This is a genomic window from Isoptericola sp. BMS4, from assembly GCF_011634835.1.
Lineage (GTDB): Bacteria > Actinomycetota > Actinomycetes > Actinomycetales > Cellulomonadaceae > Isoptericola.
The window spans coordinates 613,140-624,415 of sequence record NZ_SIRP01000001.1; the positions used below are offsets into that span (position 1 = coordinate 613,140).

The window sequence follows — 11,276 nt, forward strand, 5'->3', positions numbered from 1 at the left end:
TCCGACCCCACGCCGAAGCCGTCCCCGTCCGACCCCACGCCGAAGCCGTCCCCGTCCGACCCGACGCCGAAGCCGTCCCCGTCCGACCCGACGCCGAAGCCGTCGCCGAGCCCTTCGCCGTCGCCCTCCCCGTCCCCGTCGGACGAGCCGGAGCCGTCGCCCTCCCCGTCCCCGTCGGACGAGCCGGAGCCGTCGCCCTCGCCGTCCGAGGAGCCGAGCGAGACCCCGGACCCCGAGCCGTCGCCGTCCGACCCGGGGACGGACGAGGGGACGGACGGCGAGGAGTGCCCGGCGCCGTCGGACGAACCGACCGGCGACGCCACCACGGACCCCACGACCGAGGCCACCACGGCCGACGACGGCGCGGCCGGCGACGCCACGGCCGACGGCGGAACCGACGACGCCACGAGCGGTGACGGGACGACCGACGACGGCGCGACCGACGACGCGGACGGGTGCGACACGGACGGCGAGGACGGCGAGGACGGGTCGACGACGACCACCGCCACCGCCCCGGCGGCGCGGTCCGAGGACGACGAGTGACGAGCAGCCCCCGCGACGTCACGGAGACCCCGGGCGAGCGTCGGTCCCGGGAGGCGCTCGAGCGTGCGGACATCGATTTCGAGATCGTGCGGCACGGGCCGGTGGGCTCGCTCGAGGAGGCGGCCCGGGCCCGGGGCCTGCGCCCGGCGCAGGTGCTGAAGACGCTGGTGGTGCGCCGGGGCGACGGTGACTACCTCTTCGTGCTCGTCCCCGGGGACCGCACGATCGCGTGGCCGCGGTTGCGGGCCCTGCTCGGCGTGTCACGCTTGTCGATGCCGGACCGCCAGGTCGCGTTCGAGGTGACCGGGTACGAGCGGGGCACCATCACCCCCTTCGGCGCGACCACCCCGTGGCCGGTGGTCGCGGACGCCCACGTCGCGGACGCGGGCCTCGTGTCGGTCGGCGCGGGCGGCCACGGCGTGTCCGCGACGGTCGACGGTGCGGCGCTGGTCCGGGCGCTGGACGCCCGGGTCGCCGACGTCACCGATCCCCGGGCCCCGGGATCACCCGGTCCTCCGGACATTCGCCCGGACGTCATCTCGCAGCAGTAGACGAATGTCGCTGACCAGGGAAGACTCGGTGAGGGTTCGTTGTTCCCCCGGAGAGCACAGCGGACCCGCTCGCCGAACGGCACCGTTGGGAGCGCACGACACCATGGAACTCGAGACCAGCAGCGACCCGGGCCCCAGCTCGGGCATCTCCGCCCGGACGGAGGGCGACACGACGGTCCTCGTCCTGTGGGGCGAGGTGGACGCCGCGCTGCGCGAGGCGGCGAGCGACGCGATGGCGGCGCTCGCGGCCCGGGGCACCACGCGTCCCGTCGTCCTGGACGCCCGGGACGTCACGTTCATCGACTCGTCCGGGATCGCGTTCATCCTGCAGGTGTACATGCTGGGGCAGGAGACGGCGACGCCGGTGCTCCTGCGCGCGCCGTCGCCCGCCGTGTCCGAGGTGCTGGAGATGGTCGGGATGGGCGGACGGATCCCGCTGGAGCACGCTGAGGCCACGGGCCGGATCGGGTGAGCACCGCGCCGCGGCGCGGGGCGGACCGCGCCCTGGTGCGCGCCGCCCGCCTCGAGGCGACGGGGCTGCGCGCCCCGGACCGCGTCGGCGTGCCCGACGTCGTCGAGGGGCTGCTCGCGGTCCAGGCGCAGGAGCTGCAGCCCGCGCTGTGGGGGCTGTCTCGGCGCGTCGCGCCGGAGGCCGGACCGGTTCGCCGCGACGCGACGAACCGTGCGCTCGCCGACGGGGAGCTGCTGCGCACGCACGTGTTGCGTCCCACCTGGCACCTGGTCCGGCCCGCGGACGCGCGTTGGCTGCTCGCGTCGACGCGCCCGCGGGTGGAGAAGCTGATGGCGTCGACCGAACGCCAGTGGCGGCTGGACGACCTGACTCCCGGGGTCGACGCCGTCGCGGCTGCGGTGGCCGACGGCGCTCGCACGCGCGCGGAGATCAGGGACGAGCTGCTGGCCCGCGGCGTGCTCGACCCGGGCGCCCCGGGGCTCGCGTTCACGAACGTGCTCATGCACGCCGAGCTGGAGCAGCTGGTGATCAGCGGGCCGCCGCCGGCCGACCACCCGTACCAGCACCAGTCGTACGCGGCGTTCGACGACCGGGTGCCGGCGGGGTACGGGCCCCTGGGCGAGCGGTTCGACGCCGAGGACGCCGTGGTCGAGCTGTGGCGCCGGTACCTGCCGGGACGGGCGTTCGCCACGGTGAACGACCTGCGCCTGTGGAGCGACGTGACCGTGCGGGACCTCCGGCGCGCCCTGGCGGTGCTCGTCGACCAGGGGGAGGTCGTCGAGGTCGACGGCGCCGGTGATCTGGAGGGGCTGCGCCTGGTCGCGACCGCGGCGACGGCGGAGCGGTGGCTCGACGACGACGGGCAGCGTGGTGCGCCGGCTGCGGGCGGTTCGTCCGTCGTCGACCTGCTGCAGGCGTACGACGAGCTCCTCATGTCCTACCGCGAGACGCGGCACGTGGTGCTCGACCCCGCCCTGCCCCCGACCGACCGCGCGGGGGCGTTCGTGCACGCGGCGGCCGTGGACGGCGTCGTCGCGGGCCGGTGGCGGTGGCCGACGGCGGCCCCGCGCGACGGTGTGCCCGACGTCGAGGTGCAGTGGAGCCGCACCCCGGCGCCCGCCGAGGAGGCGGCCCTCGCCCGGACGGTCGAGGACCTGCGCGACTACCTGGCGGGTACGACGGCCGCCACCGAGGCCGGCCCTCCGGCGGGCCACGGGACGTCGGCCTGACGACTGACCCGGACATCCTCCCGGGGGTGGACGCGCCCACGGGGGCCGAGATGGCAGGGTAGGGGCCGTGCATCGCAACTGGGCAGGCAACCTGACGTACGCGGCGGGCGATCTCGTGCGCCCGACCTCCCTCGAGCAGCTCGCCGAGGCGCTCACCGGGACGGGCCGGGTTCGCGCGCTCGGGTCGCGCCACTCGTTCAACGACGTCGCGGACACGGACGGCGTGCACGTCCAGGTCGACGCGCTCGACGACGGCCGCCCCGCGGTCGACGTGCTCGACGCGGACGGGGCGCAGACGGGCGTCGTGTCGGTGAACGCGGGACTGCGCCACGGCGAGGTGTCCCGGGCGCTGCACGCCACCGGCCGCGGCCTGGCCAACCTCGCCTCCCTGCCGCACATCTCGGTCGCGGGCGCCGTCGCCACGGCGACGCACGGCTCGGGCGACCGCAACCAGAGCCTCGCGAGCGCGGTCGTCGGCCTGGAGCTCATGACCCCGTCCGGCGAGCTGCGCCGCCTGACCCGGGCGGAGCACCCGGACGTCTTCCCCGGGGCGGTCGTCTCGCTGGGCGCCCTCGGCGTCGTCACGCGCCTGGAGCTCGCGACCGTGCCGACCTACTCGGTGCGCCAGGACGTCGCCGCCGACCTGCCGTGGGACACCTTCCTGGAGAGCTTCGACGAGCTCACGTCGGCCGCGTACTCGGTGAGCGCCTTCACGAGCTGGGACGAGCCCGCCGTGCGGCACGTGTGGTTCAAGCAGGTGGTCGGGCTCGACGGCGGCGCCCCGCCCGAGCTCCCCGGCCTGCGCTGGTCGGCGGTCCCGGTGCACCCGCTGCCGGGCGTGGACCCGTCGGCGTGCACGGAGCAGCTCGGGGTGCCGGGGCCGTGGCACGAGCGGCTGAGCCACTTCCGGCTGGAGCACACGCCGTCGGCGGGGGACGAGCTGCAGTCCGAGTACCTGCTGCCGCGCCGGAACGTCGCCGCCGCCGTCGAGGCGATGCGGCGGCTGGGGCCCCGCGTCGCGCCGCTGCTGGCCACGAGCGAGATCCGCACGATCGCGCCCGACGACCTGTGGCTCAGCCCGTTCGACGAGCCGTCCGTGGGCCTGCACTTCACCTGGCTGCCCCGTGAGGCGGAGGTGCGGGCGGTGCTGCCGGCCATGGAGGAGGCGCTGCTGCCGCTGGGCGCGCGCCCCCACTGGGGCAAGGTGTGCGACGTCGACGGCCCCGAGCTCGCGGCCCTGTTCCCGCGCTTCGACGACTTCCGCAAGCTCGCGCTCACGTTCGACCCGGACGGCCGCCTGCACGGCGGGCTCGTGGGGCGGCTGCTCTCCTGAGCCACGGCCTCGGGTGAAGACGCCGGCCCGGGCTGTCTCGAATGCTGGCCAGCGGGCGTGAACTGCGGCATCATCGCCCGTGAGACACGTTTGACGCAGTGGTGATCAACATGGAGGTTCGTCACCCGTGAGCGCACCATCCCCCCAAGGCACCCACCCACCCCGAGAGCAGTTCACGGGTCAGGTCGGGTTCATCCTGTCCGCCATCGGCTCCGCCGTCGGGCTCGGCAACATCTGGCGATTCCCCGGCGTCGCGTACGAGAACGGCGGCGGGGCGTTCCTCGTGCCGTATCTCATCGCCCTGCTGACCGCCGGCATCCCGATCCTCTTCCTCGACTACGCCATCGGCCACCGGTTCCGCGGCGGCGCGCCCCAGGCGTTCCGGCGGATCAAGGGCTGGCTGGAGAGCCTGGGCTGGTTCCAGGTGATGATCTGCGTGCTCATCGCCGTCTACTACGCCGCGGTGGTCGCGTGGGCGGGCAGCTTCTTCGTCCATTCCTTCGGGCTGGACTGGGGCGACGACGCCGCGGCCTTCTTCATCGGCGACTACCTGCAGGTGGCCGACGTGGGCGGCGCGGACCCGTGGTTCACGTTCGACTTCGTCGCCGCGGTGCTCATCCCGCTGGCGCTGGTGTGGATCGCGGTCATCGCCGTCCTGGCCGCGGGCGTCGTCAAGGGCGTGCAGCGCGCGAACGTCGTGTTCATCCCGCTGCTCCTCGTGGCGTTCGGCATCCTCGTGGTGCGGGCGCTGTTCCTCGACGGTGCGGCCGACGGTCTGGACGTCCTGTTCACCCCGGACTGGAGCGCGCTGGGCGACGCCGACGTGTGGGTCGCCGCCTACGGGCAGATCTTCTTCTCGCTCTCCGTGGCGTTCGGCATCATGATCACGTACGCGTCCTACCGGAAGCGCAAGTCGAACATGACCGGCCCCGGCCTGGTGGTCGCGTTCTCCAACTCCGGCTTCGAGCTCTTCGCCGGGCTCGGCGTGTTCTCCGCGCTCGGGTTCCTCGCCCAGCAGCAGGGGGTGACCGTCGCCGACCTGGACTTCCAGGGCGTCATGCTGGCGTTCGTCACGTTCCCGACGATCGTCTCCCAGATGCCGGCCGGCGCGATCTTCGGGGCGCTGTTCTTCGGCTCGCTGGTGATGGCGGGCTTCACGTCCCTGGTCTCGATCCTGCAGGTGGTCGCGGCCGCGTTGCAGGAGAAGTTCGCCATCTCGCGCCGTCGCGCGGCCATCGGGATGGGCGTGGTGCTCGGCGTGGTCTCCGTGCTGGGCTTCAGCACCACCTCCGGGCTGATCCTGCTCGACACCGTCGACGCGTTCGTCAACAACATCGGCATCGTCGCCTCGGCGGTCTTCATGTGCGTGTTCGTCATCTGGGTGTACCGCATGGGTCCCGAGCTCCGGTACCACATGTCCTCGGTGTCGACGACGCCGCTGGGGCGCTGGTGGTACGTCTGCGTGGGTGCCATCGTCCCGGTGATGCTGGTCGTCATGCTCGTGCAGTACGTCATCACGCGGGTGAACGAGCCGTACGGCGAGTACGACACGACCTATCTGCTGTACGCCGGCTGGGGCGCCGTGGTGCTCCTGTTCCTGGGCGCGATCCTGTTCACGCTGCCGCGGTGGCGTGGCCCGCGGGCGTTCAGCGCGTGGCCGACGTACCCGCCCGTCGAGGACCCGGCCCTGACGAAGGAGAGCTCGCGATGAACACCGAGGCGATCGTGATCATGATCATCGCCATGCTGATCGTGTGGGGCGGGCTGATCGTCAGCATCGTCGCCCTGCGCGCCCGGCCCGAGCGGGCGACGTACCCGCCGGGCGGCGAGGACGACCACCGCGAGGACGACGCCATCATCGAGCACGACACGTGAGGCCGTCACCGCGGTGACGACGACGGAGGGCCGGTCAGGATCGTTCCTGGCCGGCCCTCCGCGCGTCGGCGGAACGCGGCCGGCCGTGCTCGCTCCGCACGAGGGAGCGGCCGAGCCGGTCGTCGACCATCAGCCGGCCCACGTTGTGCCAGAAGCCCGACCCGGCGAGAAGAGGGTCGTGGCGGCCTCGGTGGGCCCAGGACACCGGCTGGCACACGAGCACCGTGACGAACGCACCGAGCCACACCTCGGTGAACCCGGTGCCCGGGACGAGCCGTTCGATCACGAGAGCGAGCCCGGCGACGCCCATCAGCGCGACGAACCGGGTCAGGACGTACCAGTGGCGCGGCGACAGCAGGAACGCCAGTCCGTAGCACGCGGCACCTGCCACGGCACCCAGGGCGAGCGACGCCGGCGTCATGGCCCGACCATCCGGCACGTGTCGGCGCCCGAACCCGGTGCCGGCACCTCTCGGGAGCGGTGCGCGTCAGTCGTCGTCACGGACCTTCTCGACACCCTTCTTGAGCAGGACCAGGGGCAGCAGGAACGCCGCGAGGATACCCATGATCCACACGACGACGGGTCCGATGATCCAGCCGGCGGCGCCGCCGATCTCCAGGCCGCCGATCTCCAGGCCGTCGGTGGCCAGCACCGCGACGACGAGGGCGACGAACGTGGAGGCGAGCCCGACCACACCGGTGAGCATGGGGGCGTTGTTCCGGGCGACCTTGGCGAGGAACGGCGACAGGACGGCCTGGGCGACGGCGAACACGACGACGGCGAGGACGAACCCGAGCGGCTCGCTCCAGTTCACGCGGAACGTCTCGAGGTCGAAGATCGCGAACGCCCAGTCGGTCAGCAGGATGCCGACCGCCGCCGCGAGCAGGAAGATCGCCGTCCGCACCAGGAACCTGATCATTCTCGGAGCATAGGGACGCCGTGCCGGTCCGGCACGTCGGGGCGGGTCCGGTTAGCCTCGGGACATGGACGAGCTCACCCTCGACCGGCTCCTGGACCTCGAGCATCGCGGCTGGGACGCGCTGTGCACCTCGCGCGGCGGGGAGCACTACGGACGGCTCATGACGCACGACGGGCTGATGATCCTCGTCGACGGTGCCGTGCTCGACCGCGACGCGGTCGTCGCCTCGCTCGACGGCGCCCCGCCGTGGAGCTCGTACACGCTCACCGAGGCGCGGGTCGTGCCGGTGGGCGACGGAGCGGCGGCGCTCGTCTACCGGGCACGCGCGCTGCGGGACGGTGAGGCGCCGTTCGACGCGACGATGGCGAGCACGTACCGCCTCGTCGACGGCGAGGCGCGGCTGGCGCTGTACCAGCAGACCACGGCCACGCACCGAGCCCCCGATCAGGCCTGACAGGCCCGGCCGGCGACCCGGCCCGCCGTCGCGCGCGCCGGGCCGTGAGCAACCCCACCACCACGCGGTTTGGGCGGGTCATGCAGGAGGCTGCATACTCATGCGTTGACCCCTCGCCGACACCCGGAGCCGCCACCATGCGCACCCGCCCCGCCCTCGTCACGACCGCCGTCACCTCGGCGCTCGCCCTGGCCCTGACGGGCTGCACCACCGCCTCGCAGGACACGGGCGGGGACGCCGCCGCCGGCACCGCCGCTCCTGCCGAGGGGTTCGACGTGTCCGCCGTCGAGACCGACGACGTGCTCGCCGCCGCCGTCCCGGCCGCGGTCTCCGAGGACGGCACCCTCACCATCGGCTCCGAGCTCACCTACGCGCCCGTCGAGTTCGTGGCGGAGGACGGGCAGACGCCGGTCGGGATCGACGTGGACATCGCCGGCGCCGTCGCCGCCACGCTGGGGCTCGAGGCCGACATCCGCTCGTCGACGTTCGACGCGATCATCCCGGCCATCGGCTCCCGCTACGAGGCCGGGTTCTCCGCGTTCACGATCACGCCCGAGCGGCTCGAGACCGTGAACATGATCAGCTACTTCAGCGCCGGGTCGCAGTTCGCCGTCGCCGAGGGCAACCCCGACGGCATCGACCCGCAGGACCTGTGCGGCGTCACCGTGGGCGTGCAGACCGGCACCATCCAGCAGGACGAGGTCGAGAAGATCTCGGCCGGGTGCACCGACGCCGGCTCCGACGCGGTGGACGTGCTGCCCTACGACTCCCAGGCTGACGTCGCCACCAACCTCGCCGGCGGCAAGCTGCAGGCGATGTACGCCGACTCCCCGATCACGGCCTACGCGGTGCAGCAGTCGGGCGGCGCGCTCGAGCCGCTCGGCGACGTGACCGATGCCGCCCCGTACGGCGTCGTCGTCGCGAAGGACGACCAGGCGCTGGCCGAGGCGATCCAGGGCGCGCTGCAGAAGCTCATGGACGACGGCACGCTCGCCGAGATCGCGGCGTCGTGGGGCAGCGCCGACGGGGCGCTGGCCACCGCGGAGCTGAACCCGGCCGAGGGCTGAGACGGAGGGCGCCATGAGCACGCAGCAGGCGGCGTCGGACCACGAGCTGCCCGAGCCGATCCACGCCCGGCCCGTTCCCCGGCCGGGCCGCTGGGTCTCGGCCGCGGTCGTCCTCGTCCTCGCGGCGATGGCGGTCAACGCTCTCGTCACCAACCCGAACTTCCGCTGGGACACCGTCTGGCTGTACCTGCGGGACGTCGTCGTGGTGCGCGGCGTGGGCTGGACCCTCGTGCTGACGTTCGGGTCGATGGCGATCGCCGTGGTGCTCGCGATCCTGCTCGCGATCATGCGGCGCAGCGACAACCCGGTCATGAAGTCCGTGGCCTGGTTCTGGATCTGGTTCTTCCGCGGGACCCCGATCTACACCCAGCTGGTGTTCTGGGGCCTGATCTCGGTGCTCTACCCCCGCCTGAGCCTGGGCGTCCCGTTCGGCCCGGAGTTCTTCGTCTTCGACACACGGGACGTCATCACGGCGTTCTGGGCGGCGCTCGTCGGGCTGGCGCTCAACGAGTCGGCCTACCTCGCCGAGATCGTGCGGGCCGGCCTGTCGTCGGTCGACCCGGGCCAGAGCGAGGCCGCCCGGGCGCTGGGCATGAAGGAGAGCAAGATCCTGCGCCGCGTGGTGCTGCCGCAGGCCATGCGCGTCATCGTGCCGCCCACCGGCAACGAGACCATCTCGATGCTGAAGACGACGTCGCTGGTGGTGGCGGTGCCGTTCACGCTCGAGCTCACGTACGCCACCAGCGCCATCGGCGCGCGCATCTACCAGCCGATCCCGCTGCTCATCGTCGCCGCGCTCTGGTACCTGCTCATCACGTCGGTGCTCATGGTCGGCCAGCACTACCTGGAGCGGCACTACGGCCGCGGGTTCGACGGCGGCGCCACCGCCGGCGGGCGCGGGGGCCGCGGCCCGTTCGGGCGGCGTCGCCGCCCCGGCAAGCAGGCGCTCATCGGCGCCGCCGGCACGACGAAGGACGACCCCTTCCTGGAGGTGACCCCGTGACCGAGCAGGACGCGGCGCAGGATCCCGCGCAGGCCACCGCGCACGCGATGGTGGAGGCGCGCGGCGTGCACAAGGTGTTCGGCCACGGCGCCGACGCCGTGCACGTGCTGCGCGGCATCGACCTCGACGTCGCGCGGGGCTCCGTGACCGTCGTCCTCGGCCCGTCCGGCTCCGGCAAGTCGACGCTGCTGCGCTGCGTCAACGAGCTGGAGCAGATCACGGCCGGGTCGATCCGCGTGGACGGCGAGCTCATGGGCTACCGGTACGACGCCAAGGGCGTGCTGCACCGGCTGCACCCGAAGCGGATCGCCCGGCAGCGCGCGCGGATCGGGATGGTCTTCCAGCGCTTCCACCTGTTCGGCCACATGACGGCGCTGGAGAACGTCATGGAGGCCCCCGTGCAGGTCCGCGGCACCACGCGGGCCCGGGCGCGCGCCCGCGCGCTCGAGCTGCTGGAGCGCGTGGGCCTGTCCGACCGGGTCGACCACTACCCGGCACAGCTGTCCGGCGGGCAGCAGCAGCGCGTCGCCATCGCCCGCGCGCTCGCGATGGACCCTGAGATCATGCTGTTCGACGAGCCGACGTCGGCCCTCGACCCCGAGCTGGTCGGCGAGGTGCTGGCCGTCATGCAGGACCTCGCGCGCTCCGGCATGACGATGATCGTCGTGACGCACGAGATCGGGTTCGCGCGCGAGGTCGCCGACCACGTCGTCTTCATGGACGACGGCGTCGTCGTCGAGGAGGGCAGCCCGGGCGAGGTGCTGGAGAACCCGGCCGAGCCGCGCCTGCGCGACTTCCTGGCCCACGTGCTCTGAGCCCGACGGGGAGCTGCGCCCGTCGTTGACGCGACGTGCGGGCTCCGGCCGGCCGCGACGGTGCGACCGGCCGGAGCGTGCCGGTCACAGCTTGGCGCAGGTGCCGCCCCAGTCGGAGTGGCCGTACCAGGTCTTCTTCCAGAAGTGCGCGGAGTACGCCCCGTACGACCCCGCCGTCTTGGAGATGGTGCGGGTGGTACCGCTGCTCCACGTCCGCTCGGACCCGGTCAGCCACGTGCTGCCGGTCGGGCACCCGCTGGAGCTGGACGAGATCCGGTAGACCCGCATGAAGCCCGTCACCGAGCCGGAGCCGCGGTACTTCCACGACGCGTAGATCCGGCCGCTGCTCTTGGACAGGCACATGGTGCCCGGCCCCGAGGTCGAGCTGCACCGGCTGCCTGCCGGGACGCTGTAGGCGGCACCGTCGTCGAGCGAGCGGGCACCGGACTTCGTGGCGTCGTCCTCGGTGACCGCCATGCTGGCCGCGGAGCAGTCCTCCTCCAGCTCGACCCGTGCCGTCGCGAGGTCGGCCGGCGCGCCCAGGGACGCGTTGTAGTCGGGATCGACCTCGTCCGTGATGGTGACGTCGATGAGCTCGCAGCCGCGCGCGGCGGAGTCGGCGGCCCAGTCGGTGGCCTCGGCGTCGGCGCGGTCCTGGGCGGCCCACGCCTCCCACTCCTGGACGGAGCCGTCGTCGGGCATTCCTGGCGGTGTCTCGGTGGGCTGGCCGGCGCTCGCGGGGCCCGTGGCCCCGACGAGGGCGATGCCCAGGGCGAGGGCGCCGGTGCCCAGCCCTGCGGCGACGTGTCGTAGGCGAATCATGCGTCGGTTCATGTCGCTCCCTCTGTCCTCCACGCCGACGCCCGCGGCGCCCGTGCGGCAGCACGCACGCCGCCGGAGACGGCGTGCTCGACGGCGGTCGCCGAGCGTCGCTGACCCGGGGGACGAGTCGTGGGCAGCGTACCGACGGGCGGGGGTGGTGCCAACGTGAACCGGACCGGGGTGTAGTGATCCG

The 11,276-nt window shown here is 73.2% G+C and carries 14 protein-coding genes; 11 read left to right on the forward strand and 3 right to left on the reverse strand.

Annotation, left to right across the window (positions count from 1 at the left end):
• The 7 genes from EYB28_RS02690 to EYB28_RS02720 all read left to right on the forward strand — a co-directional run.
• Window positions 1–543: hypothetical protein (locus EYB28_RS02690; RefSeq protein ID WP_205710822.1), on the forward strand; the 543-nt coding region annotated here is incomplete at its 5' end.
• Entirely contained in the window at window positions 540–1,094 is a 555-nt protein-coding gene (locus tag EYB28_RS02695; RefSeq protein WP_166844625.1) for an aminoacyl-tRNA deacylase, read from the forward strand. The genes EYB28_RS02690 and EYB28_RS02695, both read left to right, overlap by 4 nt.
• Window positions 1,095–1,197: 103 nt before the next feature.
• Window positions 1,198–1,566, forward strand: coding sequence for an STAS domain-containing protein (locus EYB28_RS02700; protein WP_166844627.1), 369 nt, complete (start codon window positions 1,198–1,200; stop codon window positions 1,564–1,566).
• The gene (locus tag EYB28_RS02705) at window positions 1,563–2,795 is read left to right on the forward strand and encodes a winged helix DNA-binding domain-containing protein (RefSeq protein WP_166844629.1); all 1,233 of its coding nucleotides are present in this window, start codon (window positions 1,563–1,565) and stop codon (window positions 2,793–2,795) included. The genes EYB28_RS02700 and EYB28_RS02705 overlap by 4 nt, the downstream gene beginning before the upstream one ends.
• 67 nt (window positions 2,796–2,862) lie before the next feature.
• Window positions 2,863–4,128: an FAD-binding protein gene (locus EYB28_RS02710; RefSeq protein ID WP_166844631.1), complete on the forward strand. Its 1,266-nt coding sequence runs from the start codon at window positions 2,863–2,865 to the stop codon at window positions 4,126–4,128.
• Window positions 4,129–4,255: 127 nt separating this feature from the next.
• Window positions 4,256–5,839, forward strand: coding sequence for a sodium-dependent transporter (locus tag EYB28_RS02715; RefSeq protein ID WP_166844633.1), 1,584 nt, complete (start codon window positions 4,256–4,258; stop codon window positions 5,837–5,839).
• Window positions 5,836–6,003 (forward strand): methionine/alanine import family NSS transporter small subunit, encoded by a 168-nt coding sequence (locus EYB28_RS02720; protein ID WP_166844635.1) that lies wholly within the window; start codon window positions 5,836–5,838, stop codon window positions 6,001–6,003. Before EYB28_RS02715 ends, EYB28_RS02720 begins: the two co-directional genes overlap by 4 nt.
• A 34-nt stretch (window positions 6,004–6,037) precedes the next feature.
• Here EYB28_RS02720 and EYB28_RS02725 read toward each other — a convergent pair whose 3' ends face one another.
• Both EYB28_RS02725 and EYB28_RS02730 read right to left on the reverse strand, forming a co-directional pair.
• Entirely contained in the window at window positions 6,038–6,424 is a 387-nt protein-coding gene (locus EYB28_RS02725) for a hypothetical protein (RefSeq protein WP_166844637.1), read from the reverse strand.
• 66 nt (window positions 6,425–6,490) lie between these two features.
• On the reverse strand, window positions 6,491–6,922 hold the full coding sequence (locus EYB28_RS02730) for a hypothetical protein (protein WP_166844639.1): 432 nt from the start codon (window positions 6,920–6,922) through the stop codon (window positions 6,491–6,493).
• Between the two features lie 64 nt (window positions 6,923–6,986).
• Between EYB28_RS02730 and EYB28_RS02735 the strand changes: the two genes are divergently transcribed.
• The 4 genes from EYB28_RS02735 (at window position 6,987) to EYB28_RS02750 (ending at window position 10,261) form a co-directional block, all read left to right on the forward strand.
• Window positions 6,987–7,376, forward strand: a complete 390-nt coding sequence (locus EYB28_RS02735; RefSeq protein WP_166844640.1) for a DUF4440 domain-containing protein — start codon at window positions 6,987–6,989, stop codon at window positions 7,374–7,376.
• A gap of 137 nt (window positions 7,377–7,513) precedes the next feature.
• Window positions 7,514–8,443 carry an ABC transporter substrate-binding protein gene (locus EYB28_RS02740; RefSeq protein WP_166844642.1) on the forward strand — a complete coding sequence of 310 codons (930 nt, stop codon included), beginning with the start codon at window positions 7,514–7,516 and terminating at the stop codon, window positions 8,441–8,443.
• A gap of 13 nt (window positions 8,444–8,456) precedes the next feature.
• A complete protein-coding gene (locus tag EYB28_RS02745) occupies window positions 8,457–9,446 on the forward strand; it encodes an amino acid ABC transporter permease (RefSeq protein WP_166844644.1) in 990 nt (329 codons plus the stop codon).
• Window positions 9,447–9,493: 47 nt separating this feature from the next.
• On the forward strand, window positions 9,494–10,261 hold the full coding sequence (locus EYB28_RS02750; protein ID WP_166851581.1) for an amino acid ABC transporter ATP-binding protein: 768 nt from the start codon (window positions 9,494–9,496) through the stop codon (window positions 10,259–10,261).
• Window positions 10,262–10,345: 84 nt separating this feature from the next.
• Here EYB28_RS02750 and EYB28_RS02755 read toward each other — a convergent pair whose 3' ends face one another.
• A complete protein-coding gene (locus tag EYB28_RS02755; protein ID WP_166844646.1) occupies window positions 10,346–11,083 on the reverse strand; it encodes a hypothetical protein in 738 nt (245 codons plus the stop codon).
• Between the last annotated feature and the right edge of the window lie 193 nt (window positions 11,084–11,276).